This window comes from Pseudochelatococcus contaminans (assembly GCF_014195635.1).
Lineage (GTDB): Bacteria > Pseudomonadota > Alphaproteobacteria > Rhizobiales > Beijerinckiaceae > Pseudochelatococcus > Pseudochelatococcus contaminans.
Genome location: NZ_JACICC010000010.1, coordinates 23,160 through 48,632, shown reverse-complemented (window position 1 = coordinate 48,632; position 25,473 = coordinate 23,160). Strand labels below are relative to the sequence as shown.

The following is a 25,473-nucleotide window of genomic DNA, read 5'->3' as shown; positions in this document are numbered from 1 at the left end:
TAAGCTACTTCCAGTCATATGAAGCGACAACAAAGGCCCTTTGCATAAGCAGAGGGCCTTTCTCATATCGACACAAACGACCGAAAATTGAATTTTGTAAATTCAGGCAAATCGCTCTATCTCTTCCGTTGTCATGTCAGGCGGATAAATAATGAGCAACAGCGATACGATTGTCGCATTGGCGACAGCACCGGGCAGATCGGCTATAGCAGTTTTGCGGCTGTCCGGTCCTTCCACAAAGGCTATCCTCGATACACTTTGCGGCAATGTGCCCGAAGCACGGCGAGCCAGCCTGCGTCGCTTACGCAACTCTGCTGGCGAATTGCTCGATCAGGCTGTGGTGCTATATTTTTCCAGCCCCGCGAGCTTCACTGGCGAAGATGCGGCAGAGTTTCATTTGCATGGTGGCCAGGCGGTTGTAAGCGCTGTACTGCGAGCAATTCTTGACACTGGTTTGGGGCGCTTGGCTGAACCGGGTGAATTTTCGCGACGGGCATTTCTCAACGGTCGGTTAGACTTGACCGCAGCTGAGGGAATCGCAGATCTCATAGATGCTGAAACAGAGGCTCAGCGGCAGCAAGCAATGCGGCAGCTGGAAGGTTCTCTATCTGAAACGGTTGAAAGTTGGCGGGATCGGTTGATCACGGCCATGGCCCTGACGGAAGCATCACTCGATTTTTCAGATGAAGGCGACGTGCCAGATGGACTGATCGACGAAGGAATTGCTATTTCCTCGGCTGTCCATACAGAAATCGTCAATGTACTTAATGATGGCCGCACCGGCGAGCGGCTGCGCACAGGCTTCTCTGTGGCTATCGTGGGTCCACCCAATGCGGGAAAATCGACTCTGTTGAACCGCATAGCAGGCAGAGAGGTCGCTATTGTTTCCCCCTTCGCCGGCACGACACGAGATGCTATCGAAGTACGCTGCGATATCGATGGTTTTCCTGTTGTATTTGTTGACACAGCGGGTCTTCGTGACACCGAGGATGAGATCGAGCGAGAGGGCGTAAAGCGTGCTCGTCAACGGGCTGAGGCGGCAGATCTTATTCTGCAACTACACGCACCGGATAATCAGTCGTCTCAGATATCTGGCTCGGAGACGATTTGGCCGATTGATGTTGAGCTTATAGCCGTAAGAACAAAAGCCGATATATCTCTGTTTCCCTGCACAGTCGGTGACGCCAATACCCATGCGGATTTTGTCATTTCCGCTGTAACAGGCCAGGGAATCGATGATCTTTTACTGGCTATCAAAAGGCGTATTTCAAAGCGTACGATTCAGGCCCCCTTGATAACGCGGGAAAGACATCGACGTGCATTGATCGACACCGTGGCACACCTGGAACGTATTTCGGAGACGTCATCCCGTGCTATTAATCCAGAATTTATTGCCGAGGATATGCGGCTATCATTGCGCGCGCTCGGTCAGATAACGGGACGAGTTGGCGTTGAACATATCCTCGACAAACTTTTCTCAGGCTTCTGTATCGGCAAATAGTAATTGAGGCTAACTTTGCCGCTAATTGGTCGTGTTTCACGTGAAACAGTGGGAAGTGGCATTTTCGAGTGAGCCTGCCGTTTCAATGCCACAAAGCATGTTATATAGTGAGGATGAAATATGCGTTGCATCTTGCTTTGAGTGACGCTCAGAAAATTTTTCCTTAAAGACTTGGAAACCATGATCAGCGACAAGAGCCGCTATGATGTGATCGTCATTGGCGGTGGCCATGCAGGCACTGAGGCCGCTGCTGCTGCGGCTAGATTTGGCGCAGCGGTGGCTTTGATAACGCATAATGCATCCACGATCGGAGCGATGTCCTGTAATCCAGCCATCGGTGGATTGGGGAAAGGCCATCTGGTGCGTGAAATTGATGCTCTCGATGGTATCATGGCACGGGCAGCAGATCTTGGCGGCATCCAGTTTCGCCTGCTCAATAAACGGAAAGGCCCTGCTGTGCGCGGGCCTCGTGCGCAAGCTGACCGGAAGCTGTATGCCAAGGCCGTCCAGGAAGCGATCTTCGGCATCGAAAATCTGGACGTCATTGAAGGTGAAGCAACCGATTTGATCGTTGAACAAGGTCGGGTGACAGGCGTTATTCTCGGTGACGGTCGCGAACTCACAGCCGGTTCAGTCGTACTCACCACGGGTACATTTTTACGTGGTTTGATTCATATTGGCGATAAACAAATTCGCGCCGGTCGAATGGGTGAAAAACCGGCTGATCATTTATCAGCCACGCTTGAACGGCATGGCCTGACGCTTGGTCGTCTAAAAACGGGTACGCCGGCCCGTTTGAATGGCAAGACAATCGATTGGACAGTGCTGGAAATGCAGCCCGGAGATGACGATCCGGAGCCTTTCTCATTGCTCACAAAGAACCTACCAAATGCGCAAATTGCGTGTGGCATTACACGCACCACTTCAGAAACACATGCGATCATACGCAGCAATATTCATCGCTCCCCGCTTTACGGCGGTGTCATTGAAAGCCGTGGACCGCGCTATTGCCCGTCCATTGAAGATAAAGTCGTTCGATTTGCAGATCGGGACAGTCATCAGGTGTTTTTGGAACCCGAAGGACTGGACGATGACACCGTGTATCCGAATGGCATATCGACATCATTGCCAGAAGACGTGCAGACTGCTTTTATACGCTCCATGCCGGGTCTGGAAAATGTCGAAATTGTCCGGCCCGGATACGCTATTGAGTATGATTTCGTCGATCCTCGTCATTTAACGTCAAGTCTCGAAACGAGAGCGATAAAAGGGCTTTATCTGGCAGGTCAGATCAACGGTACGACCGGCTACGAAGAGGCAGCGGCGCAGGGGCTGATTGCGGGCTTGAATGCTGCTCGCGCTGCAGCTGGTAATGAAGGCATAAGCCCGGACCGTGCTGATGCTTATATCGGCGTAATGATCGACGATCTTATTACTCATGGCGTCAGTGAACCGTATCGAATGTTCACGTCGAGGTCTGAGTATAGGCTGAGCCTTAGAGTCGATAATGCTGATGACAGGCTGACTGGCAAGGGAATTGAGTGGGGGTGCGTAGGAGCCGTTCGCACTGATATCCATCAGGAGCGCCAAAAAACTCTAACAGAATGGCGCGATCGCCTTATGGAATGGACCCTGACGCCACAGGAAGCTGGCCGATATGGTATTTCGCTCAATCGGGATGGGCAGCGGCGCAGCGCCTTTCAGCTCCTGTCATACCCAGAGATCAATGCAGAAACGTTGATATCTGTATGGCCGGACATCGCCAATATGCCGAAATGGTTGCGTTCAAGACTGGAAACCGACGCTGCATACGCGGTCTATCTTGATCGACAGGTTAGCGACATAGATACGTACCGCCGCGACGAGATGCTGAAATTGCCCGCGGATATTGATTTTACAATGATGCCAGGTTTGTCCGGAGAGCTGAGACATAAGCTGTCGACAGTACGCCCGGCTACGCTCGGACAGGCAGCGCGTATTGAGGGGATCACTCCTGCTGCTTTGGCTATTCTCGCCGGCTATGCATCCGGGCGGAGGCGTTCTCAGAATGAGGCAAACGCGGTTGACCAGCGAGTACCCGCATGATCGAAAGAAACGACGCGAATTTGTCGCATATATTCGGCCTTCTGAACGATGTTTATCCCGTTTCACGTGAAACATGTGATCGTCTGGTGGCTCTCGTTCAGGAATTGCACCGCTGGCAAAAGGTCAAAAACCTTGTCGGGCCTTCCACGTTGGACGATGTTTGGACGCGGCATATTCTCGATTCTTTGCAACTTTTTTCTATCGCGCCAGAAGCGCAGCGCTGGGTTGATATGGGATCGGGAGCTGGCTTTCCGGGACTTGTGATCGGTCTGCTGTTAGCTGAACGCGGGGAAGGCAACATTCATCTGATCGAAAGCAATGGCCGAAAATGTGCATTTCAGCGCCATGCCATTCGCGTTACCGGGGCACGAGCAATTGTGCATGACAAACGCATTGAAAGCGTTGTTCCGGCATTACTGAATGAAAATATAGAGGTCGTGACCGCGCGGGCGCTGGCGCCATTGACTGATTTGCTTGATTTGTCGAAAGACCTGTTGAGAAATGGGGCAATTGGTGTGTTTCCGAAGGGTCAGGACTGGGAGAGCGAATTGACCAAAGTTCCCAAATCCTGGAAACTCACATTGGATCACTATCCTAGCAAGATTGAATCGCGCAGCCGTATTCTGGTCGTTCGCGAATTTCACGAGGGCGATACCGATCATGAGTGATGGTAAGAAACAGCCGCCTAAAACGGACGGTCATATTTCCGGAAGCATTCGTGTGCTCGCATTGGCGAACCAGAAGGGTGGCGTAGGTAAGACCACGACTGCTATCAACCTTGGCACGGCACTTGCGGCCATTGGTGAGCGTGTGCTGATCATTGATCTCGATCCGCAGGGTAATGCCTCCACCGGACTCGGTGTTGATCGGCAAAGCCGCAAAATCTCCACCTACGATGTCATGGTTGGAACGGCAAAACTCGAAGATGCTCTGTTAGAGACATCTGTTCCTGGACTTGCTGTGGCACCATCGACATTGGATCTGCTGGGTGTCGAGCTTGAAATCGCCTCCAGCAAGGATCGCGTTCGTCGGCTGAGCAAGGCGATTGATAAACTTGGTCGCGATATCCAGCCAAATGGCTTCACATATGTTCTGATCGATTGCCCGCCATCGCTCAACTTGCTCACGATTAACGCGCTGACTGCAGCCAATGCTGTGTTGGTACCTCTCCAGTGCGAGTTCTTCGCGCTTGAGGGTCTGAGCCAGTTGTTGAAGACAGTGGAGCAGGTTCGGGCATCTTTGAATCCGGGACTTGGAATTCATGGGATCGTTTTAACGATGTTCGATCCTCGCAATAATCTGTCCACTCAGGTTGTTGCCGATGTAAGAGAGTTTATGGGTCCGAAAGTCTACGACACCATCATCCCGCGGAATGTGCGTGTATCCGAGGCTCCGTCGCATGGCAAACCAGTTTTGCTTTATGATTTGAAGTGCGCCGGATCACAGGCTTACTTGAAGCTGGCCTCAGAAATTATTCAGCGGGAACGGGTTCTGCGCGCCGCGTGACGTGCAGGATGCGGCACAGCCTGGCCGCGTACCTCGATGGAGAGCAATATGGCAGAAGAAACAAACCGCTCCCGCCTTGGACGCGGACTTGCGGCACTTATTGGTGACATTGGTGGCGAATTTGGAGAGGGCGCACGTCCGGCGGCTACTGGATTGCAGCGCGTTCCCATCGAATTTTTACGAGCAAACCCACGTAACCCTCGCAAAATTTTTGATACTGACGCGCTTGATGATCTGGCGGCATCTATCCGAGAACGCGGACTGATTCAGCCCATCGTTGTACGTGCGGTTATTGACGTTGCGGACGTTTACGAAATTATCGCCGGTGAACGACGCTGGCGTGCCGCCCAGCGTGCCAATCTTCACGAAGTACCGATTGTCGTCGTTGATGCAGATGATCGTGTTGCCCTCGAAATTGCCATCATCGAGAACGTCCAGCGTACGGATCTTAATCCGCTCGAAGAGGCAGCCGGTTACGAGCAGCTTATTGCCGAGTTTAACTACTCGCAAAACGATCTCGCTCAGGCGATTGGTAAGAGCCGAAGCCACGTTGCTAATACCTTACGGCTGACGAAACTGCCTGACTCGATCAAGCAGTTGGTGAATGACGGGCAGTTATCAGCAGGACATGCGAGAGCGCTTCTTGCCGTGAAAGATCCGGAAACGGTAGCACAGCAGATTATCGATCAGGGTCTGACGGTTCGGGATGTCGAGAAAATCGCTCAACGCGAGGCAGGAACGGCAACAGATGGCCTATCCCAAGCTGTTATCGAGCAGCGTCCAGAGAAAGATCCAGATACGCGGGCCTTGGAACAGGCACTCGAAGAGGTCTTGGGTCTATCTGTTCTGATTGCTCACAAATCGAAGGGCGGTGAGGTACGGCTGCGTTATAAAACGCTGGACCAACTCGACAGTCTGTGCCGGCGACTGCGGGGTTGATTGATCGCTGGATTTTAGTACAGCGGGATGGGCAGTTAGTTCAGGCCTTAAATAAAAAGCGGGGCGTTACTTCAAAAGTAACGCCCCGCTTTTTTCTACATATTTAGCGAGCTCAGTCTTTTGCTTTTTCAGCGGCAGCGCGATCAATGGCTTCAGTAATAAGCTTGCGAGCCTCTTCGGCATCACCCCAACGCAGGATCTTCACCCACTTGTTCTTTTCCAGATCCTTGTAATGGCTGAAAAAGTGCTCGATCTGCTGCAACGTAATCTCCGGCAGATCCGTGTGATTGATGACACGGTCATAGCGGCGGGTAAGCTTTGGCGACGGAACGGCGATGATCTTCTCATCAACGCCAGCTTCGTCTTCCATCAACAGCACACCCACGACGCGCACTGAAATCACCGCGCCGGGGAGCAGTGCGCGCGTGTTCACGACCAGTACGTCTGCCGGATCGCCATCGCCCGAAAGCGTGTGAGGAATGAAGCCGTAATTGCCCGGATACCGCATCGGCGTGTAAAGAAAGCGGTCGACGAACAGGGTACCGGAAGCCTTATCGAGTTCATACTTGATAGGTTCTCCGCCGATCGGGACTTCAATGACGACATTGACCTCTTCGGGAGGGTTCTTACCAATCGGAATGGCGTCGAGAATCATGATATAACTCCTGGCTGGAAGTACAGCGGATGATGCCTGGCCAGAATAAGCCGGGCGCGCGAACCTTGAACTTGTATCGATGTCACTGCGGGATATTTGGCCGGCAAATATCATGATGCCGACCCGCTGACAAACGATGGCGCGTCTTTCTACAGCATGAACCTGGAAAGTAAAGTTGGCAATTAAGGGTAAAATGCAAACTCTCGGTTGAGTGCCACTTCTCAGGGAAAAACATATGCAACTTTTACCAGTTGCTTTCCACCGACGTGGATATTTTCTTGCATTGCAACCCGACCGCCAAGGCGCTCATAGAATCGGCAAGCGCGCTCATTTTCCAGCAGAGCCCATGTCACCAGTCCTTTGCAGCGCCGCGAAGCGAGTTCGCGCCGAGCCGTGGCGAAGAGCTGCGTGCCGAGGCCAAGCCCCTGATAGAGGGGATCAAGATACAACTCGTCGATTTCGCCCTGTTGCGGCAAGGCCATATTGCGGCTGGCGCCGAAGCAGGCGTAGCCGGCAATATGATTATCGAGATCAAGCACGATCAGATTACGGGAACGCCCGGCACTGCGCTGCCACCAGCGGGGGCTGCGATAGGCAATCATCCGTTCCAGCGCAACGCCGGGAAGAATGCCGCGATAGGCTTCGCGCCACGAGACGTCATGCACCGCCGCCAGTGACTCTGCGTCCGACGGTCTTGCGGGGCGGATGCTGATGACGACTTCATTCATAAGCGAAAGTTTAGATGGCCTTATGGCGCGCTGCAAGACGCAAAGCATATGGCGACCACTACATGGATGGAAATTAACATCGGGGACAACCCGCTCTCGGTGCCGCTGACTGATGAAAATCAATCACTTTGCAGACTAGTGGTTCGAGGTGCGGCACGGGGATTATGTGCGGTGGCCGTGTTGTGAAGTCGGTCCCTGCCTGCTATGCCGTAGTCTTGATGGATGTCAGGTGCGCCTTTCGCCACCGTCGGAAGATTTGTCGCGTTGGCTGCGATATCCGGCAGGGCAGGGCGAAATGCTGGATGCTGTAACAACGTGTTCAACCGTTTTTTGAAGCCCGAAACCCGATATGCGAAGCGTATGGCGCGGATCAAACGTTGGGATGCTCCCATCGCCGATCCGGGCGAGAGGCTTCGGGCCCATGTGAACATGCTGTTTGTCGACCATGGAATATTCCGCGCGATCTATCTCAATCGGCACAAGGTTACGGATAAGTTCTGGCGCGCCGCCCAGCCGTCTCCGTCCGATATCAAACGGATGGCCGATAGCGGCATCAAAACCGTAATCAATCTGCGCGGGGGCCGTGAGCACGGCTCATGGCCATTGCAGCGGGATGCGTGTCGACAGCATGGCATCGTCCTGACGGAATTCATCGTCCGCTCTCGTGAAGCTCCGGCGCGGGAAACGATCCGCGCGGCAAAGGAGCTGTTTGAGACTGTGGAGTATCCGGTTCTCGTGCATTGCAAATCGGGTGCGGACCGGGCGGGTTTGATGTCGGCGCTTTACCTTATTCTGCATGAGGGATTATCGGTCGATGAAGCATCGCAGCAGCTGTCCTTGCGCTATGGTCACTTCCGTTTTGCCAAAACGGGCATACTCGATGCATTCTTCGATCTTTACCGGGAAGAGGGACAGGCAGGCGGTCTGGATTTCCTGACATGGGTCGAGACGGTTTATGAGCCGGATAAATTGAAGGCGCGCTTCCGGGCCGGGTTCTGGTCCGGCCTTCTCGTTGATCGTGTCATGAAACGGGAATGAAATGCATCCGCCATTGGCAAACACTTTGGAACAGGCCGGCGCTACGGATCTGACAAAAACCGGCAAAAGCCCGCATATCGTTTTTCTGGTGACGGAGGACTGGTTCTTCGTTTCACATTTCCTGCCCATGGCAAGGGCTGCGAGGGAAATGGGATTGCGAGTAACCGTGGTCACGCGTGTTCGCGATCATCGCGCTGCAATCGAGGCAGTCGGCGCTCGTGTCGTGGCGCTGGAAGCGGAGCGCAGAAGCCTCAACCCGATTGCAGTGTTGCGTGCCTTGCGGGATTTGAAACGTGTGCTCCGCGAGGAGCAGCCCGATATCGTGCATTGCATTGCGCTTCGCTCTATTATTCTGGGCGGGTTTGCCGCGCCACGCGATACGGCTGCGGTGTATGCGTTGACCGGACTTGGATTTCTGGGAGCGCGGCAGGATTTTGTCGGGCATGCAGCGCGTCGGCTGGTTCGCGGGTTTCGGCGTATTTTCTGGGACGGGCCGCGCACCTGCTATCTGTTCGAGAACGAGGACGATGCTCTTGCGTTAGGGCTTGATCCCGCTGATGGCAGCAGGGTTGCGTTGGCTGGTGGGGCGGGAGTTAATCTGGCTCAGTTTCCGGTTTTCCCTCTTTCGACCGACGGCGATCTGCGGATTGCGGTCGTCGCACGAATGCTTTGGTCGAAGGGCATCGATACGGCTGTCGAAGCGTTGTCCCGGGCCAGAGCTGCGGGCGCGCCGGTGAGTTTGTCCCTGTTTGGCGCGCCAGATCCTTCAAATCCGAGAGCGGTTCCTGAGGAGACATTGCGTCTGTGGAATACGCTGCCCGGCATCACCTGGCATGGCCCGACGCGAGACGTCGCCGGCGTCTGGCGGAATCACGATGTCGCCTGCCTGCCGTCGCGCGGCGGTGAGGGGCTGCCGCGGACATTGTTAGAGGCCGGTGCCTGCGGGCGTGCCATCGTGACAACGAATGTGCCTGGATGCCGTCGCCTCGTCCGCAACGGTATCGAGGGTTTCGTCGTTCCCCCGGATGACCCGGAGGCTTTGGCTCAGGCATTTATTTCGCTGGCGAATGATAGGGAAAGCGTTCGCAGGATGGGAGATGCCGCGCATCGGCGCGTGGCGGATGCCTTCACTGAGCGGCATGTGATGGATACGGTAAAAGCCGTGTACGCCAATCTGCTTGCTGCCGGTCAGCAGAAAGTTGTGAGCTGACGATGGCGAATGGCGAGACGATTGCGGATCGTTCGGCCTTTATTTACGCCCACACGCGGGCTGCTCCTGTGCCGCATGCCCCGGAAATTTGTCTGCATGTTGCCGATGAGGCAACTGCCCTATGGTATAAAACCGAAGAGGAGCTGGGGAGCATCGGCTTGCCGCCGCCTTTCTGGGCATTCGCGTGGGCGGGTGGTCAGGCGCTTGCCCGTTATATTCTCGATCATCCCGAGACCGTATCTGGACGGCGTGTGATGGATTTTGCCTCCGGCTCTGGCCTCGTTGCCATTGCGGCGGCGAAAGCGGGAGGGCGCGAGGTTGAAGCGGTCGATATCGATGCGTTTGCAATCGATGCGATCCGTATCAATGCGTCGGCTAATTATGTGGCAGTCAAGGTTCGGCACGAGAACCTGATCGGGCGCGATGAGGGATGGGATGTCGTGCTGGCCGGCGACATATGCTACGAGCGGGACATTGCTGCAAATGTTATCGCGTGGCTTGCCCAATTGCAGGAACGGGGTGCGCTCGTATTGATCGGCGATCCGGGACGGGCTTATCTGCCGCGCGAAAAGCTAGTTCCGCTCGCAACTTACCGCGTGCCCGTCACCCGTGAGCTGGAGGATGCGGAGATCAAGGTCTCCAAAGTCTGGGCATTGAAGGGTGAACGGGCTACAATTGATATTTAGCCCGGCTAATAAATCATGTGTGCTCCATCCGTATGATGGGCTTGTCCGCAACCGGATCGACGATGAGCAAGAATTCGCATAACACCCGCCAGCCTTTCAAGGTCGATGATCCGGCTCCAAAAGGGTTTCTGATATCGCTGCTGCCTGCGACGTTCAGGCGGGGAGATACGGTGCCCACCATTCGCCGGTTGTGGCGGGAGTGGGTGCGACCACACCGCGCTACTCTTGGTATCGTGCTGGTGCTGATTGCGATTATTGCCGGGGCGACGGCGCTCTATCCGGTTTTGATCAAGGAAGCCTATGATGCTTTCACCGCCCGCGATGCGAGAGCCATCATGCTGGCGCCGATTTTCGTTATCGTCATCACCAGCATCAAAGGGTTCGCGCTTCTGGGGCAGACGGTGCTCACCAATAAGGTGATCGCGCGTATCGAAGCAGATATGCAAACGGCCTTGTATGCGCATCTGATCGATGCCGATCTCGCGCAACTCGGACGGGAAAGCCCGGCGACGCTGACTCAGCGCTTTACGACCGATTTCGCCTATATCAAGGAGGCGTTGACGCGTCTGTTCACCGTGCTGCTGCGCGATGGCGCCACGGTCATTGCACTTGTCTGTGCGATGTTATGGATCGATCCGACGTTGACGCTGGTTGCAGCGCTCGTCGCGCCTTTCGTCGCCCAGCCGGTGGCACGTCTTGGCAAGAAACTGCGCCGTGTCGCCACCTCCACGCAAGAGGAAATGGGCGCGATGGCCAATCTGGTGTCCGAAAGTCTGTCGGGCGCCAAGGTCGCGAAGATCTTTCGCCTTGAAGGCTATCTGAAGGGACGGGCCGCGCAGGCGTTCGATACGGTGCGCGACCTGAAGATCAGGGCGGCCAATGCGCGTGGGCGGCTTGATCCGTTGCTGGAAATTGGCGGGGGTGTGGCTGTCGCGGCGGTGATGATGCTGATCGGTTGGCGCATTGTCGAAGGTCAAAGCACGGTCGGTGAATTTACCGGCTTCGTGACGGCGCTGCTGATGGCGGCGCAGCCGGTGCGCTCCATTGGCAACCTCAATGCGATCGTGCAGGAGGCCATGGCTGCGCTGCGCCGCTATTACGATATTCTCGATGTGCCACCCACCATCGTCGACAGGCCCGGCGCGATTGCGCTTCAGCCGGGGGCGGGGGCTATTGCGTTTCGCGATGTCTCATTCCGTTATCGGCATGATGTCACGGCGCTCGATGGTATTTCCGTCGATCTGCCGCAGGGCAAGATGACCGCGCTTGTCGGCCGTTCGGGATCGGGAAAATCCAGCCTCATGGCGCTGGTGCCTCGCCTGTATGATGTCACGGAGGGGGCGGTGCTCATCGACGGGCAGGATGTGCGTGACGTTACACTCGCCAGCCTGCGCGATCATGTTGTCGTGGTGAGTCAGGAGGTCGTGCTTTTCGATGACACGATCCGCGCCAATATCGGCTTCGGCAAGCCCGGCGCTTCGGATGCTGATATCGAGGCTGCGGCGCGCGCTGCCGCCGCGCACGATTTCATCGTCGCCCTGCCGGAAGGTTACGATACTCGTGTAGGCACTGCCGGTTCCCGCCTGTCGGGCGGCGAACGCCAGCGGGTGTCGCTCGCCCGCGCCATTCTGAAGGATGCGCCGATCCTGATGCTCGATGAGGCCACGAGCGCTCTCGATGCGGAGGCCGAACGTGCTGTGCAGGATGCGCTTGCCCGCCTCACACAGGGGCGCACGACACTGGTCATTGCGCATCGACTCTCGACGGTTCGCCGCGCCGATCTCATTCTGGTGATGGACAAGGGCCAGATCGTTGAACGCGGCACCCATGAAGAACTTGTCACGGAGGGCGGTATTTATGCCCGCCTGCAACGCCTGCAACTCACGGACGATATCGAGAGTGCAATTGGTCCATGATTTCGGATGTCAGGGTGTTCATTTGAATTAGCGGTATTGTGACGGTTTGCTTCAATATCGAGAATAGATTTTCCAGTTGATGAAAGAAATGACTGGTGAAACCGGCCTCCTGCTCTTACGCTGTGCGTGCAGTCGGAGACATGAACGCGCTGGTCCTTCGGAAATCGCCGGAACGATCTGCACGTGTGCCCGGTTCTGTCATGATGGGGCGTTTTCCCGGGCCTATCCGGCGGCGTCCGGACAATCTCTTGAAAGAGGAGCTGTTCATGCTTGATGCAAAGAAGCTACTTGATGCGCTCATCGGCTCCGCCGCGGCGGGTCCGGATACCCGCGCTCCTTCGGGCCAGGCGAGTGCGCCGGCTGACAATCCATTTTTCGGTTCGGGTTCCGGCGGAATCGGTGATCTGCTCGGCAGCGCCATCGGCCAGCTCACAGGCAAGCAGGCTGGTCAGCCCGGTTCCGTGGCTGACGCGGGTTCGGACCTCATCGCTCAGGCGCGCGAATATTTGAACACGCCTCAGGGGCGCAATATTGCCAGCGCCGTCGCGGGTGGGCTTGCGGGCCTGTTGATCGGCAACCGCTCGTCGGGCAAATCCGTCACGTCGTCGGCTGCCAGCCTCGGCGGCATCGCGCTTATCGGCGGCCTGGCATACAAGGCCTATGATGCATGGAAGAGTGGCCAGCCTGTCGCGGCATCGGGCGGCGAGCGGGTCGAAGCTCCGCCGGCATCCTCACCTTTCGGTGCTGAATCGGCCTCGCAGGATACGGCTTTGGTGCTGCTGCGCGCCACCATCGCCGCTGCTGCATCCGATGGTCATATCGATACGGAAGAGCGTGGCCGGATTGTCGGCAGCCTCAGCAGCAACGGTTTCCAGCCGGAGGCCGTGAAGTTCCTCGACAGCGAGTTCGCCAATCCCGCCTCCATAACCCAGCTTGCTTCCGCCGCGACCAGCGAGGAGCTTGCAGTCGAGATCTATACCGCTGCCCGTCTCGCCATCGAGCCTGATACGCAGAAGGAAAAAGCGTTCCTGTCGGAGCTTGCCGAGGCGCTCTCCCTGTCGCCGGATCTCGTTGCGCACATCGACAGCGCCGCGGAAGGTGCCAAAACAGACGTGGCGTAAACCAGCGCTGTACCATCAGTTATGCTTGGCCCGCGTGTGGGCCGGGCACGTATGTTGATCTGGCGGGCGAGGGGATAATGGTCCCGCTCGCCCGTATGGCTTCCTTGCACGCAACCGTGAGCAGCGTCGAATGCAACGCTTTGACGGTTGATTTCCGGCGCGGTTCCAGAGATTGTGTCAAAATTGGACATAAGACAACGGGCACACGATAAATGCCCGGGAAGAAACCGATGACGCCAGTATCCGATTTGCCACGGGGCAATCTTTGCCCATGGCATGCCATTCAATGGCATTGCGCGCGCAGTGCGATTTTTCGCACGCATGACGCGGCACCCTGAAAATCTGGCAACTTCTTGTCGATTGGACGATCTCGTCTGATCGAAATGCGCTTTGGCGAAGGGTGGGCCTTGTCCTGTCTGTCCTCGCTGCTTGCGGTTCGACAACCGCATCTCGAAAGGGAAATCCCGGCCGCGATCAGGCCGGGGCGGTCCTGCAAGATGTCGCAGCGCCTGCTTTCTGGCGCAGGTCGGCGATGCCGCTTTGCGGTGCATGGGATACGTTGGACAGGTGAGGACGATCAGACAAAAAAATAAATATCCGGCAAAAAATGCCGCTCATCAAATTATTTGCCGGGAAATAAGTTTTGCGCCATGCGGCGCTTCCGGCCATGCTCTGGACGCGCCTGCCGCGGGTGATGGCTCAATATTGCAGATGCAATGTTCAGGGGGCCTGTCATGAGCACGATCCATGAACGACGCCGAACCTTCCGCAAACTGAACGAATCATCTGGTACTTACGTGCTGCCCAATCCATGGAATGTCGGCAGCACCCGTTATCTTGAGCATCTCGGCTTCAAGGCGCTATCAACCACAAGCGCTGGAATTGCCTTCGCCGACGGCTTTCCCGATACCGACTGGGCCGTCCCTCGTGGCGTAATGCTCGCCCACATCCGCGAAATCGTGAATGCGACGGAGCTGCCCGTGGTGGCCGATTTTGAATCGGGTTACGCCAACGAGCCGGAAGATGTCGCGCGGAATGTGCTTCTGTGCATCGAGACCGGCATCGCCGGCATTATGATCGAGGATACGACGCAGGATCACCAGCGCCCGTTCTATCCGCTGGAACTGGCGGTTGATCGCTTCCGCGCGGCACGCGCAGCTATCGACAGCAGCGGCACAGGTGTCGTGCTGATAGCCGGCGTTGAACGGCTGACCAACAACCATCAGGAATCCCTGTCTGGCATCATCGATCGCCTCACGGCTTATGTCGCGGCTGGCGCCGAGGGCGTGCACGTTCCCGGCATTACAGATCCGGAGGCTATCCTCAGCATCGTGCGGGCGGTTGCGCCGCGGCCCGTCAGCATTGTGGTTGAGCCTGAATGCGGGTTGAGCATCCGCAACTATGCTGATCTGGGTGTGCGCTGGCTCAGCAGCGGCTCAGGAATGTGCCGTGCTGCGTGGAGCGGTTTTATGCGTGCCGCGGAAGAAGTCGCGAACCAGGGCACGTTTTCGACGCTTGGCGAAACCGTGCCCTTCACGGAGATCAACGAATTTTTCCGTCAGGATATTCGCAAAGGGCGCAAGCGTCCGGCAGTGGATTGATCGCCATCAATCAGCGTGATGCTGATGCGTGCCGCACGCCTATACGGTGCCGGCGCGCACGAGGTCCAGAATGTGAAGCACACCGACCGGGCGATCATCCTCATCGGTCACAACCAGCGCACTGACCTTCGTGCGTTCGATGATCTGCAATGCTTCGCCGGCCAGCGTTCCGGGCGCAATCACCTTCGGGGCGCGTGTCATCACACCGGAAACCGGATGCGCCGGCAGGTCATTGGTCATGTGGCGGCGCAGATCGCCGTCAGTGACGATTCCCGCCAGCTTGCCATCGTCGTGAATCACCACGACGCAACCGAGGCCCTTGGCGCTCATTTCCACCAGCGCATCGGCCATGGAGGCCGTGGCCTTCACCAGCGGCAGCCGCTCGCCTGCGTGCATCATCTCGCGAACGAAGCGCAATTGCGCCCCGAGTTTGCCGCCTGGGTGGAAGATCTTGAAATCCTGCGCTGAAAAGCCGCGTGCCTCGATGAGCGCAATCGCGATGGCGTCGCCGATGACGAGCTGCATCGTGGTCGATGTCGTGGGGGCGAGGCCGTTGGGGCATGCCTCCTGCGCCTTCGGCAGGATAAGCCCGACATCCGCTGCCCGGCCAAGCTCGGATTCGATATCCGAGGTAATCGCCACCACCGGGATATCGAATCGCTTGGCATAGGTCAGTATGGCGGACAGCTCCGCCGTCGCGCCGGACCACGACAGCGCCAGTATGATGTCATCGGTCTGGATCTGACCCAGGTCGCCATGGCTGGCTTCGGAAGGGTGAACGAAATAGGCCGGCGTGCCTGTGGACGACAATGTCGCGGCAATCTTGCGACCCACATGCCCGGATTTTCCCATGCCGGTAACGATCACCCGGCCAGACGCATTCCTGATGCGCGCAATGGCATCCCGGAAGGGAGCCGCAAGACCGTTCGACAGCGCCTCGTTGAGCAACTCAAGACCGCGGCGCTGGGTGTCGATGGTGGCGATGGCAGAGACGAGAGGGTCAACAGGCGCTTGACGAGCTTCCGGCATAATCGGTTGGTTCTCCTGCAAAGCGGGATATGTAGCCCGCAATCCCGCAAGTCGCAAATATGGGAGGCCGGCCGGGAGTCTTTCAGACGATGGCTTCAGATATCGATCCAGCCGCGCAACTCCCGGCGAACGATATGGCTGATGACATCCATCCCTTTGGGTGAATCGTTGAGGCAGGGAATAGCCGCGAACTGCTCGCCGCCGTTCTCCTCGAAGTAGCCGCGGTTTTCCTCCCCGATTTCCTCAAGCGTCTCGAGGCAGTCGGCGGAAAAGCCGGGTGTGACGATGGCAAGGCGCTTGATGCCGCTTTTCGCCAGCGCGATCACGGTTTCGTCCGTATAGGGCCGCAGCCATTCCTCGGTGCCGAAACGCGACTGGAAGGTCAGCATCAGCTTGTCCGGCGCCATGCCCATGGCCTCGCAAAGCAGGGTATGCGTGCGCTCGCAATGGCTGCGATAAGGATCGCCCTTCAGAACGTAGCTTTTTGGCACGCCATGGAATGAGGCCAGGATTTTCTCCGGCTCGAAATCCAGCCCGGCCAGCGATTGGCGAAGGCTTGCCGCCAGCGCCTCGATATAGACCGGATCCTCATAATATGGCGGGCTGACACGAATCGTCGGCTGCCAGCGCATGGCCATCAGCGCCTCGAACGCCTTGTCACAGGCGGTCGCCGTCGTGGCGGCGGCATACTGCGGATAGAGCGGCACCAGCAGGATGCGGTCACAACCTGCATCCTGCAGCACTTTCAGCCGGTCGCGGATGGCAGGGAACCCATAGCGCATCGCCCAGTCCACGGTGATCAACGGTGCAGATTCCGGGGTGCCTTCGTCGATGATGCGGGCGAGTTTTTCGGCTTGCGAGCGGGTGGTGGTCTTGAGCGGCGATTCGTTGAGCTCCTTGTTCCAGATCGTGTCGTAGTCGCGGCCCTTGGGGCCGGGACGCTTGGTGAGCACGATCAGGTTGAGCACTGGCCACCAGATGAGGCGCGAGATCTCGATCACGCGCCTGTCGGACAGGAACTCCTTCAGATACCGACGCATCGACAGATAATCGGTTGCCTCCGGTGTGCCCAGATTGAGCAACAGAACGCCGATGCGTCCGCCTTTGAAAACCGGAAAGCCCTCGCTGGAGGCGAGCGGTATTACAGCATCTGAAGCCATTTCATGTCCCTGCTTCGTTGGTCCGGTCGGTCGCGAGGCGGTTTCCGGAGGAACATGATACCCCGACACGGCCGCACGACCGACAGGCCGGAAAAAAATGCATGGTCGGCAAGATCAAGCGCAATATCACGAGGTTGTAATGCCAATTTCCGCTTATTCCAACCATGAACTGAGTGGCGAGCGATCTATCGGCAAGAAACATCGACGGCGGTAACTGTTTTTGAACAGTGTGTTTTTTCATCAGTCTTTTATGCTTCTAAACTTATAACGCTCTGAAATAGCTTGTTAATTTTTCTTGATTCTTGAGCATCCGGCAGTTACTTGTTGCCCGACCCTTTAACTGGACACAGCTCGTAAGAGACACGAAGTCGCAAGATCCGACATCGCGCCAGCGGGCGAATATGCCGGATCAGTGTACCGGGCAAGTTTACCCGGGCAAATGTACCCAGGTATGCGTTGACAAGTATCGAGTGGCGGCGGGATGACTGTTTCAACCTTTCATTATGACGATGGACCGGACCGGAATGCACTGCTGCGCTGGGGGCTGGCTGCCGTGTTTGTGGTGGCTGTTCACGGCGGGTTGGTGGCGCTTGTCGATTCCTGGAACAGGACCGAAGCCCCGGCTGGTGAACCGCCGCCAGCCATGATGATCGACCTTATGCCAGCCGGCGCCCCCGAGGTGGCCTCGGATGATGCCGACCCCGGCCCGTTGGCGGAGCAGGCTCCGCCGATGGAGGACTTGCCCGAGGTTGATGATGCCCCGCCGATTGAGGACGTTCAGCCGGAACCGGAGCCGGAGATCATCCCTGAACCTGAGCCGATCCCGGAGCCTGTGCCGGAACCGCTTCCCGAGCCGCTTCCGCCGGAGCCGATTGAACCGCTTGAGCCGGAGTTGATCGAGACTCCGCCAGTTCCCGATGCGGCGGTGTCGTTGCCGCCTCCGCCGCCTCCGCGTCCCGTGATCGAGGAAAAGCCGGAACCCAAGCCCGAGCCGAAGCGCGAGGCCAAACCGAAGCCAAAACCCGAACCCAAGAAGCAGCAGGAAAAGCCGAAGGTACAGCCGCGCCGTAACAGCGACAGGCCGCAGGCTGACCGCACGACCGCGCCGCCCAGCTCGCGCGGCCAGCCGGGTCCGCGTTCTGCCGCCCCGTCTGCCGGCAGCGGCATGGCCAGCCTGTCGGCTGCGCCGCCGTCATGGCGCAGCAGCCTGATGGCGCATATCAACCGTCACAAGCGCTATCCTGCTGCGGCACGGGTGCGCGGCGATCAGGGCGTGGCACGGGTGCAGTTCGTCATCGACCGCTCGGGGCGCGTGCTGTCTTACCGCCTCGTCGGCGGCACGGGATCGCCGTTGCTGGATCAGGAGGCGCAGGCCACCATACAGCGCGCCTCGCCATTCCCGCCATTCCCTGATTCGCTTCCCGGCGGCCGCATGTCGATTACCGTGCCGCTGCGTTTCGATCTGAGATGAACTGGAAGCATCGATGACCGTATCCCGTGACGACGCCTCCTCAGCCGGGCTGGCGTTGCAATACCGCCGCTTTGTCGCGACGCGGGTGGCTATTCTCATCGGCCTTGCGGTCACGCTGGGACTCTCGTTCCTGGCCGATGTCGCGACGGGAACATCGAGCCTCGCGGCTGGCGATATTCTGCGCGGTCTTGTCGACTCGTCCACGCTCACCCGGTCGCAAAGTGTGATCCTCTGGGACGTGCGCTTGCCCTATGCGCTGATGGCGATTCTCGTCGGCGCGGCACTCGGCCTTGCGGGTGCGGAGATGCAGACCGTGCTCAACAACGCGCTGGCCAGCCCGTTCACGCTCGGCGTGTCGGCTGCGGCGATGCTGGGCGCGTCCGTCGTTATCGTGTTCAACGTGCTGCCAGCATGGCTCGATCAGAATTATGGCATCGCGCTGGGGGCCTTTATCTTCGCCGTCGGCTCTACAATGTTGATCCAGGCGCTGTCGCGCCTTTACGGCGCAACCGTGGATACCGTCGTCCTGTTCGGCATCGCCATGGTGTTCGTGCTCAATGCGCTGACCGCGCTTATCCAGTTCGTCGCGAATACCGACGCGCTGCAGCAGGTGGTGTTCTGGAACATGGGCAGCCTGACGCGCGCGACATGGGACAAGATCGCCATCGTCGCGGTGGTGCTGGCGCTATGCCTGCCGCTGTCGATGACGCAGGTCTGGGCGATGACGGCGCTGCGCGGCGGTGAAGACCATGCGCGCAGCTTCGGCATCCCGGTTGAGCGGCTGCGGCTTGTGGTCATGCTGCGGGTCAGCCTGCTGGCGGCTGTGGCCGTGTGTTTCGTCGGCACCATCGGTTTCATCGGGCTTGTCGGGCCGCATATCGCGCGGCTGGCATTGGGCGAGGATCATCGTTTCTATCTGCCGGGCAGCGCGCTTGCCGGCGCGCTCGTGCTGTCGCTGTCGTCGGTGGCGAGCAAGCTGATTATTCCCGGCATCATTTTGCCGGTTGGTATTGTTACGTCGCTGGTGGGCATTCCACTGTTCATGGGGCTGATCCTCAGCCAGCGGAGGCGCGCATGACCGGCTCGCTCAAACTTGAGGATGTCAGCGTCGGTTACGGCCGCAAGCCGGTTCTGAACCATCTCGACATCGGGCCTCTGCCGCCCGGCTCGCTAGTGGCCGTGGTTGGCTCCAATGCTGTCGGGAAATCGACGCTGCTCAAGGCCATCGCCGGATTACGGACATCCAGCGGGCGCATTCTTCTGGGCGACACCGACCTGTCGCGCCTGCCCCTGTCTGGCAGGGTGCGCCTTGTGGGATACCTGTCGCAGGCGCTGCCGCAGCCGACATCCCTAGTCGCTTATGAGGCAGTCACCAGCGCGTTCCGTGCGGTGCGCGGCGATCTGTCCACCGCCGAAGCGGAGCGGATGGTCGACGAAGTCTTCACCGCGCTCGATCTGCGTAACATTGCCTTGCGCCGCCTGTCCGAGATGTCCGGCGGCCAGCGTCAGATGGTGGGACTGGCGCAGGTGCTGGTGCGCAAGCCACCGCTTCTGCTGCTCGACGAACCCACCAGCGCGCTGGATTTGCGCTGGCAGCTCAACGTGCTGGAAACGGTGCGCACCATCACGCGCGACGACAAGGTGATCTGCCTGATGGCGATCCACGATATCAACCTCGCACTGCGTTTTTGCGATCAGCTCATCGTGCTTGGCGGCGGCGGGCTGTTGGCGGCTGGACAGCCGGATGTCGTGATGGATGCCGGACTGCTGCGCCGCGCCTATGGGATTGAGGGCAGGGTGGAGCATTGCTCCCGCGGCTTCCCCATCGTGCTGACGGATCGGGCTGTCGCCGCCCCGCCGATGCCTCAATAAACTGGATTTCCCTTGGGCACCTCGGAGCGGGGGCTCAACAGGATGACGTTTCCGGCTTCATCGGCCACACCCAGAATCAGAACCTGCGACTGAAAGCCGGCGATATTGCGCGGTGCGAAGTTGGTGATGCAGACTACCTGCGTGCCGACGAGTTCATCCGCGGCGTAGCTGGTGATTTGCGCGCTCGACCAGCGGATGCCGAGAGAGCCGAGATCGACGGCAACCTTGTATGAAGGGTTGCGCGCCCGCGGGAACGGCTGAACCTCCACGATGCGTCCGGCCCGGATGTCGAGGCTGGCGAAAACATCGTAAGCGACTTCCGGTTTGGAGGCTGCGAGTTCGGTGGCTTCTGAAGTCTGGGGCGTTTCCGTCATTGTTTCGATTTCCTTGTGTTCGTCTCATGAAAACTCCCGGAAACCGCTGGTTTCCGGGAGTGTGTTTAGCAGTCAATCAGGGCAATGGTTTTCTGACAAGAGTTCTCTGACAAGACTTCCCGTCATTCGGCGGGGGAGGGTGCGGCGTGATCCGTTCCCCCCGGGCTTGCCTTCTTCTTCTCGCCAAACAGGCGCAAGACGAAGACGAAGAACACCGGCACGAAGAAGATTGCCAGCACCGTTGCCGAGATCATGCCGCCCATGACGCCGGTGCCGATGGCGCGCTGGCTGCCGGCGCTGGCGCCCGACGCGATGGCGAGCGGCAGCACGCCCAGCGTAAAGGCCAGCGAGGTCATGATGATGGGCCGGAAGCGCAGATGCGCCGCCTCGATGGCCGAGTCGATCACCGACCGTCCCTCGGCGTGGAGATCCTTTGCGAACTCCACGATCAGGATGGCGTTCTTGGCCGACAGACCGATGATCGCGATCAGACCGACGGTGAAGTAAACGTCGTTCGGCATATCGCGCCACATCACCGCCAGCACCGAGCCGATCGCGCCCAGAGGTACCACCAGCATCACGGCTGCCGGAATGGACCAGCTCTCATAGAGCGCCGCGAGGAACAGGAAGACGATCAGGCAGCTCAACGCCATCAGGAACGGCGCCTGCGAACCGGACTGGATTTCCTGCAGCGACTGTCCCGTCCACTCGTAGCCGAAGCCTTCGGGCAGCTCGGCGGCGAGACGCTGCATTTCGGCGATGGCGTCACCCGAGGAATAGCCGGGTGCGGCCTCGCCCGAGATACGGATAGCCGGGTAGCCGTTGTAGCCCACCACCATCGCCGGGCCTTTCAGCCATTCCACGGTGGCGAAGGACGACAGCGGAACCATGCCGCCGTTCGCGTTGTGCACGTTGATGTTCAGCAGGTCGACGACTTGCTTGCGCTTGTCCTGCTCGGCCTGCACCGTCACGCGCTGCATGCGCCCGGTGTTGGGATAGTCGTTGACGTAAGACGAACCGAGGTTCGTCGTGATCGCGTGGTTGATGTCGGCGAAGGTCACGCCGAACGTATTCGCCTTCTCGCGGTCGATGGTGATGTTGACCTGAGCAGCATCCGGCAAGCCTTCCACACGAACCCCGGTCAGGATCGGGCTGGCGGCTGCGCCGGCAAGCACCTGGTCACGGGCGGCTGCAAGAGCAGGCAGGCCCTGTCCGGCACGGTCCTGCAGACGGAAGGAGAAGCCGGCCGACGTGCCGAGACCCTGGATCGGGGGCGGGGACAGACCGAACGCGATTGCGTCGCGGATGCCGAAGAGCTGCATATTCACGCGTCCGGCGATGGCCTCGGCCGAATCCTCGACGCCGCGCTCCGACCAGTCTTTCAGCGTGGCGAATGCCAGCGCCGCGTTCTGGCCCGCACCGTCGAAGCTGAAGCCGCTGATCATCACGAGATTTTCAACGCCCTTCTCGCTCTTGATGATGTTTTCGACCGTCTCGATCACCTCCATCATGCGCCCGCCCGTTGCTTCTGGCGGCCCCTGCATGGAGATGATGATGTAACCCTGATCCTCGTTCGGCAGGAACGCGGAGGGGAGCCGCACGAACAGGTAACCCAGCACGCCGAATATCAGGGCGTAGATCACCATGAACCGCAGCGCCCGCCGGGACATGAACCCGACGATGCCGGTGTAACCGTGAGTCAGCTTGTCGAAATTGCGGTTGAACCAGCCGAAGAAGCCGCGCTTCTCCTCATGGTGTCCCTTGGCCACCGGCTTGAGGAAGGTGGCGCACATGGCCGGCGTCAGCGACAGTGCCAGCAATGCCGAGAACAGGATCGACACCACCATGGTCAGACTGAACTGGCGATAGATGACACCCACTGCGCCGGGGAAGAAGGCCATCGGCACGAACACTGCCGTCAACACCAGTGTAATACCGATGATGGCGCCGGTGATCTGCGTCATGGCCTTGCGGGTGGCTTCCCGTGGGGGAAGCCCTTCCTCGGACATGATACGTTCGACGTTCTCCACCACGACGATGGCGTCGTCCACCAGAATACCGATGGCGAGCACCATGGCGAACATGGTGAGCACGTTGATAGAGAAGCCCGTCACCAACATGACCGCACAGGTGCCGAGCAACGCGATCGGCACGACGATGATGGGGATCAGCGTATAGCGGAAGTTCTGCAGGAACAGGAACACAACGACAAGCACCAGCCCCACTGCTTCGAGCAGGGTATGGAACACCTTGTTGATCGACACTTCGACGAACGGCGCGGTGCTGTAGGGGATCGACCATTCAAGATTGGCCGGGAAGAAGTGGCCAAGCTCTTGCATGCGGCTTTCGATTGCCGTCGCGGTCGCCATGGCGTTTGCGCCGGGCGCAAGCTGCACGCCGATGGCCGCGCTGGGATTGCCGTTCAAGCGCGACGACGTGTTATAATTCTCGCCGCCAACCTCGATGCGTGCCACGTCGCGCAGGCGCACGGACGAGCCGTCCGGGTTGGCGCGCAGCACGATGGAGCCGAACTCCTCAGGCGTGGTCAACTGGCCGCGCACCAGCACGGTTGCTGAAATCTGCTGGTCGATGGGGTTCGGCTGTGCGCCGATACGACCGGCAGCCACCTGCGCGTTCTGCGCCTGAATGGCGTTGGTGATGTCGGCCGTGGTGAGCTGCAGGCCGATCATCTTCTCCGGATCGATCCAGATACGCATCGCGCGCTCGGATGCGAAGAGCTGGGCCTTGCCGACGCCGGGGACACGGCGGATTTCACTCAGCACGTTACGCGTGAGGAAGTCACCGAGGCCGATGGCGTCCATGGTGCCGTCGGTCGAGGTAAGAGAGATGACGAGCAGGAAGCCGGCGCTGGCCTGTTCCACCTGAATACCCTGCTGGGTAACGGCTTGAGGCAGGCGCGGCTCGACGCGCCGCACGCGGTTCTGCACTTCCGTGGACGCGAAGTTGATGTCCGTGCCGGGAGCGAAGGTCGCGGTGATCGTCACCGCGCCGGTGCTGTCAGAGGTCGACTCGAAGTAAAGCAGGCCCTGAACGCCGTTCAGTTCCTCTTCGATCAGGCTGGTGACGCTCTCATAGATCTGGTCGGGCGCGGCGCCCGGATATACAGTCGAAATCTCGACCTGAGGCGGAGCGACTTCCGGATACTGCGACACGGGCAGCATCGGAATGGCGATTGCGCCCGCAAGCACCATGAAGATCGCCACCACCCATGCGAAGACGGGGCGATCAATGAAGAAACTGGGCATGGATCGCGCTCCTTACTGGCCGCCTGCCGCAGGCTCCGTGGCGGCGGGCGGCTGCCCCTCCGCCGCGGCCTGCACCGCTTCCCGCGGCTTCCAGTCAGAGGCCGCGACCGGCGCACCGGGACGGACCTTCTGGAAGCCTTCCACCACGACCCGGTCCCCGGAATTGAGACCCTCGCTGATGACCCACCGGCCACCGATGATGCGCCCGGTCTTCACCGGCCTCACAGCGATTTTCGACTCGTCATCCACGACATAGATAAGCGCCTGTCCGCCGGTGTCGCGCTGGATGGCCTGCTGCGGCACGGCGATGGCTGCGTTCTCGATACCCTGCTCAACCTGCACGCGCACGTACATGCCGGGCAGCAGATCATCCTTGGGATTGGGGAACTGGGCGCGCATGGTCACCTGTCCGGTGGTTGCGTCGACAGTCGATTCCGAGAACAGCAGCCGTCCGGGTTCCTCATAGGGCGTGCCGTCGTCGAACAGCAACCGCACCGGCACTTCGGTCTCGCTCGCCCCGGTTATTGTGCCAGAAGCTGCGGCACGCCGGAGGTTGAGCTGATCGTTCACCGATTGCGTGAAGTCGGCATAGATGGGGTCAAGCTGCTGGATCAGCGCCAGAGGCTCTTGCGAGGTGGAGCTGACAAGCGCTCCCTCGGTGATCAACGCACGGCCGATGCGACCACTGATCGGCGCCTTCACTTCAGTATATTCGAGATTAAGCTTGGCCGTCGACAGCGCAGCTCTCGCGGAAGCCACGTCGGCAGCGGCCTGGGCTGCTCCGGCGACGCTGTTTTCCAGCGCCTGGGTGCTGGCAACTTTACGGGCCTGCAGCTCCTTCACGCGGTCAGCTTCCTGATTGGCGCGCAACTGCGTTGCCTCGGCGCGCTGCATGGCGGCCTCGGCACGCTCCACTTCCAGCCGGAAGGGTTCGGGATCTATGCGATAAAGCACGTCACCTTCATCGACATGGCCACCTTGCGTGAACACCCGCTCGATCAGGATGCCGGATACGCGCGGCCGGACTTCGGCAATGCGGGTCGCTCTGATACGGCCGGGCAGTTCGTTGACGATCGGTATCGCCTCCGCCTCAACGGTAACGATGCCAACAGGCATGGGCGGCATGGCCGGCCCTCCGCCTTGCTGTTGCTGCTGGCTCTCATCCGAGCATGCGGCGAGGGCCAGAGGAGACAGCAGGGACATGCCGACGAGAAAAGCCCTGAGGGACGAAGGGACATGCATGAAATCAGTCCTGGGTTTCATTCGATGACCATGACAAGTCCGTCCGAAGGCAGTCAGCCTTCGGACGGGAAAA

The 25,473-nt window shown here is 58.9% G+C and carries 22 protein-coding genes; 14 read left to right on the top strand and 8 right to left on the bottom strand.

Going from position 1 to position 25,473, the window contains the following annotated elements:
• Positions 1–151 precede the first annotated feature (151 nt).
• The 5 genes from mnmE to FHS81_RS15405 all read left to right on the top strand — a co-directional run bounded on the left by mnmE (position 152) and on the right by FHS81_RS15405 (position 6,031).
• The gene (gene mnmE / locus FHS81_RS15425) at positions 152–1,501 is read left to right on the top strand and encodes a tRNA uridine-5-carboxymethylaminomethyl(34) synthesis GTPase MnmE (protein ID WP_183754454.1); all 1,350 of its coding nucleotides are present in this window, start codon (positions 152–154) and stop codon (positions 1,499–1,501) included.
• 180 nt (positions 1,502–1,681) lie between these two features.
• Positions 1,682–3,586: a tRNA uridine-5-carboxymethylaminomethyl(34) synthesis enzyme MnmG gene (mnmG, locus tag FHS81_RS15420; RefSeq protein ID WP_183754452.1), complete on the top strand. Its 1,905-nt coding sequence runs from the start codon at positions 1,682–1,684 to the stop codon at positions 3,584–3,586.
• Positions 3,583–4,254: a 16S rRNA (guanine(527)-N(7))-methyltransferase RsmG gene (gene rsmG / locus FHS81_RS15415; RefSeq protein WP_183754450.1), complete on the top strand. Its 672-nt coding sequence runs from the start codon at positions 3,583–3,585 to the stop codon at positions 4,252–4,254. Before mnmG ends, rsmG begins: the two co-directional genes overlap by 4 nt.
• Positions 4,247–5,092: a ParA family protein gene (locus FHS81_RS15410; RefSeq protein ID WP_183754447.1), complete on the top strand. Its 846-nt coding sequence runs from the start codon at positions 4,247–4,249 to the stop codon at positions 5,090–5,092. The genes rsmG and FHS81_RS15410 overlap by 8 nt, the downstream gene beginning before the upstream one ends.
• 48 nt (positions 5,093–5,140) lie before the next feature.
• A complete protein-coding gene (locus tag FHS81_RS15405) occupies positions 5,141–6,031 on the top strand; it encodes a ParB/RepB/Spo0J family partition protein (protein ID WP_183754446.1) in 891 nt (296 codons plus the stop codon).
• A 112-nt stretch (positions 6,032–6,143) separates the two neighbouring features.
• On the opposite strand, the gene ppa is transcribed toward FHS81_RS15405, so the two are convergent.
• Both ppa and FHS81_RS15395 read right to left on the bottom strand, forming a co-directional pair.
• Complete coding sequence (ppa, locus tag FHS81_RS15400) at positions 6,144–6,686, bottom strand: inorganic diphosphatase (RefSeq protein ID WP_183754444.1); 543 nt, start codon at positions 6,684–6,686, stop codon at positions 6,144–6,146.
• A 221-nt stretch (positions 6,687–6,907) separates the two neighbouring features.
• Positions 6,908–7,537: a GNAT family N-acetyltransferase gene (locus tag FHS81_RS15395; RefSeq protein ID WP_246375060.1), complete on the bottom strand. Its 630-nt coding sequence runs from the start codon at positions 7,535–7,537 to the stop codon at positions 6,908–6,910.
• A gap of 192 nt (positions 7,538–7,729) precedes the next feature.
• Here FHS81_RS15395 and FHS81_RS15390 point away from each other — a divergent pair, with 192 nt between their 5' ends.
• From FHS81_RS15390 to FHS81_RS15370, 5 genes are all read left to right on the top strand, one after another.
• Positions 7,730–8,452 (top strand): fused DSP-PTPase phosphatase/NAD kinase-like protein, encoded by a 723-nt coding sequence (locus FHS81_RS15390; protein WP_183754442.1) that lies wholly within the window; start codon positions 7,730–7,732, stop codon positions 8,450–8,452.
• Between the two features lie 13 nt (positions 8,453–8,465).
• The gene (locus FHS81_RS15385) at positions 8,466–9,662 is read left to right on the top strand and encodes a glycosyltransferase family 4 protein (protein WP_428982459.1); all 1,197 of its coding nucleotides are present in this window, start codon (positions 8,466–8,468) and stop codon (positions 9,660–9,662) included.
• A gap of 2 nt (positions 9,663–9,664) precedes the next feature.
• Positions 9,665–10,348: a class I SAM-dependent methyltransferase gene (locus FHS81_RS15380; RefSeq protein WP_183754438.1), complete on the top strand. Its 684-nt coding sequence runs from the start codon at positions 9,665–9,667 to the stop codon at positions 10,346–10,348.
• 62 nt (positions 10,349–10,410) lie between these two features.
• Entirely contained in the window at positions 10,411–12,264 is a 1,854-nt protein-coding gene (locus FHS81_RS15375; RefSeq protein ID WP_183754436.1) for an ABC transporter ATP-binding protein, read from the top strand.
• A 266-nt stretch (positions 12,265–12,530) separates the two neighbouring features.
• Positions 12,531–13,385, top strand: coding sequence for a tellurite resistance TerB family protein (locus tag FHS81_RS15370; RefSeq protein WP_183754434.1), 855 nt, complete (start codon positions 12,531–12,533; stop codon positions 13,383–13,385).
• A gap of 474 nt (positions 13,386–13,859) precedes the next feature.
• Here FHS81_RS15370 and FHS81_RS15365 read toward each other — a convergent pair whose 3' ends face one another.
• Positions 13,860–14,054, bottom strand: coding sequence for a hypothetical protein (locus FHS81_RS15365; protein WP_183754432.1), 195 nt, complete (start codon positions 14,052–14,054; stop codon positions 13,860–13,862).
• A 65-nt stretch (positions 14,055–14,119) separates the two neighbouring features.
• Between FHS81_RS15365 and FHS81_RS15360 the strand changes: the two genes are divergently transcribed.
• On the top strand, positions 14,120–14,986 hold the full coding sequence (locus tag FHS81_RS15360) for an isocitrate lyase/PEP mutase family protein (protein ID WP_183754430.1): 867 nt from the start codon (positions 14,120–14,122) through the stop codon (positions 14,984–14,986).
• Between the two features lie 39 nt (positions 14,987–15,025).
• Here FHS81_RS15360 and FHS81_RS15355 read toward each other — a convergent pair whose 3' ends face one another.
• Together FHS81_RS15355 and hemH are read right to left on the bottom strand one after the other, a co-directional pair.
• Positions 15,026–16,015 (bottom strand): KpsF/GutQ family sugar-phosphate isomerase, encoded by a 990-nt coding sequence (locus FHS81_RS15355; protein ID WP_183754428.1) that lies wholly within the window; start codon positions 16,013–16,015, stop codon positions 15,026–15,028.
• Between the two features lie 95 nt (positions 16,016–16,110).
• Positions 16,111–17,175 (bottom strand): ferrochelatase, encoded by a 1,065-nt coding sequence (gene hemH, locus FHS81_RS15350; protein ID WP_183754426.1) that lies wholly within the window; start codon positions 17,173–17,175, stop codon positions 16,111–16,113.
• A 481-nt stretch (positions 17,176–17,656) separates the two neighbouring features.
• On the opposite strand from hemH, the gene FHS81_RS15345 reads away from it, so the two are divergent.
• From FHS81_RS15345 to FHS81_RS15335, 3 genes are read left to right on the top strand one after another with little or no spacing between them, the layout of a single operon-like run.
• Positions 17,657–18,646, top strand: a complete 990-nt coding sequence (locus tag FHS81_RS15345) for an energy transducer TonB (protein WP_183754423.1) — start codon at positions 17,657–17,659, stop codon at positions 18,644–18,646.
• Between the two features lie 13 nt (positions 18,647–18,659).
• Complete coding sequence (locus tag FHS81_RS15340; protein ID WP_183754421.1) at positions 18,660–19,724, top strand: FecCD family ABC transporter permease; 1,065 nt, start codon at positions 18,660–18,662, stop codon at positions 19,722–19,724.
• Positions 19,721–20,518 carry an ABC transporter ATP-binding protein gene (locus tag FHS81_RS15335; RefSeq protein WP_183754419.1) on the top strand — a complete coding sequence of 266 codons (798 nt, stop codon included), beginning with the start codon at positions 19,721–19,723 and terminating at the stop codon, positions 20,516–20,518. The genes FHS81_RS15340 and FHS81_RS15335 overlap by 4 nt, the downstream gene beginning before the upstream one ends.
• On the opposite strand, the gene FHS81_RS15330 is transcribed toward FHS81_RS15335, so the two are convergent.
• From FHS81_RS15330 to FHS81_RS15320, 3 genes are all read right to left on the bottom strand, one after another.
• A complete protein-coding gene (locus FHS81_RS15330) occupies positions 20,512–20,892 on the bottom strand; it encodes a tRNA-binding protein (protein ID WP_183754417.1) in 381 nt (126 codons plus the stop codon). The genes FHS81_RS15335 and FHS81_RS15330 overlap by 7 nt on opposite strands.
• A 122-nt stretch (positions 20,893–21,014) precedes the next feature.
• Positions 21,015–24,158: an efflux RND transporter permease subunit gene (locus tag FHS81_RS15325; RefSeq protein ID WP_183754415.1), complete on the bottom strand. Its 3,144-nt coding sequence runs from the start codon at positions 24,156–24,158 to the stop codon at positions 21,015–21,017.
• A gap of 12 nt (positions 24,159–24,170) precedes the next feature.
• A complete protein-coding gene (locus FHS81_RS15320; protein ID WP_246375058.1) occupies positions 24,171–25,400 on the bottom strand; it encodes an efflux RND transporter periplasmic adaptor subunit in 1,230 nt (409 codons plus the stop codon).
• Positions 25,401–25,473: the final 73 nt, after the last annotated feature.

Excerpts from the sequence above, each read along its gene's own strand:
- FHS81_RS15320 (WP_246375058.1), bottom strand. The coding sequence starts at position 25,400 with ATGCATGTCCCTTCGTCCCTCAGGGCTTTTCTCGTCGGCATGTCCCTG.
- FHS81_RS15355 (WP_183754428.1), bottom strand. The coding sequence starts at position 16,015 with ATGCCGGAAGCTCGTCAAGCGCCTGTTGACCCTCTCGTCTCTGCCATC.
- FHS81_RS15335 (WP_183754419.1), top strand. The coding sequence starts at position 19,721 with ATGACCGGCTCGCTCAAACTTGAGGATGTCAGCGTCGGTTACGGCCGC.
- FHS81_RS15340 (WP_183754421.1), top strand. The coding sequence starts at position 18,660 with ATGACCGTATCCCGTGACGACGCCTCCTCAGCCGGGCTGGCGTTGCAA.
- FHS81_RS15380 (WP_183754438.1), top strand. The coding sequence starts at position 9,665 with ATGGCGAATGGCGAGACGATTGCGGATCGTTCGGCCTTTATTTACGCC.
- FHS81_RS15370 (WP_183754434.1), top strand. The coding sequence starts at position 12,531 with ATGCTTGATGCAAAGAAGCTACTTGATGCGCTCATCGGCTCCGCCGCG.
- FHS81_RS15410 (WP_183754447.1), top strand. The coding sequence starts at position 4,247 with ATGAGTGATGGTAAGAAACAGCCGCCTAAAACGGACGGTCATATTTCC.
- FHS81_RS15405 (WP_183754446.1), top strand. The coding sequence starts at position 5,141 with ATGGCAGAAGAAACAAACCGCTCCCGCCTTGGACGCGGACTTGCGGCA.
- FHS81_RS15325 (WP_183754415.1), bottom strand. The coding sequence starts at position 24,158 with ATGCCCAGTTTCTTCATTGATCGCCCCGTCTTCGCATGGGTGGTGGCG.
- mnmE (WP_183754454.1), top strand. The coding sequence starts at position 152 with ATGAGCAACAGCGATACGATTGTCGCATTGGCGACAGCACCGGGCAGA.
- ppa (WP_183754444.1), bottom strand. The coding sequence starts at position 6,686 with ATGATTCTCGACGCCATTCCGATTGGTAAGAACCCTCCCGAAGAGGTC.
- FHS81_RS15375 (WP_183754436.1), top strand. The coding sequence starts at position 10,411 with ATGAGCAAGAATTCGCATAACACCCGCCAGCCTTTCAAGGTCGATGAT.
- mnmG (WP_183754452.1), top strand. The coding sequence starts at position 1,682 with ATGATCAGCGACAAGAGCCGCTATGATGTGATCGTCATTGGCGGTGGC.
- FHS81_RS15365 (WP_183754432.1), bottom strand. The coding sequence starts at position 14,054 with ATGGCCGGAAGCGCCGCATGGCGCAAAACTTATTTCCCGGCAAATAAT.
- FHS81_RS15330 (WP_183754417.1), bottom strand. The coding sequence starts at position 20,892 with ATGACGGAAACGCCCCAGACTTCAGAAGCCACCGAACTCGCAGCCTCC.
- hemH (WP_183754426.1), bottom strand. The coding sequence starts at position 17,175 with ATGGCTTCAGATGCTGTAATACCGCTCGCCTCCAGCGAGGGCTTTCCG.
- rsmG (WP_183754450.1), top strand. The coding sequence starts at position 3,583 with ATGATCGAAAGAAACGACGCGAATTTGTCGCATATATTCGGCCTTCTG.
- FHS81_RS15360 (WP_183754430.1), top strand. The coding sequence starts at position 14,120 with ATGAGCACGATCCATGAACGACGCCGAACCTTCCGCAAACTGAACGAA.
- FHS81_RS15345 (WP_183754423.1), top strand. The coding sequence starts at position 17,657 with ATGACTGTTTCAACCTTTCATTATGACGATGGACCGGACCGGAATGCA.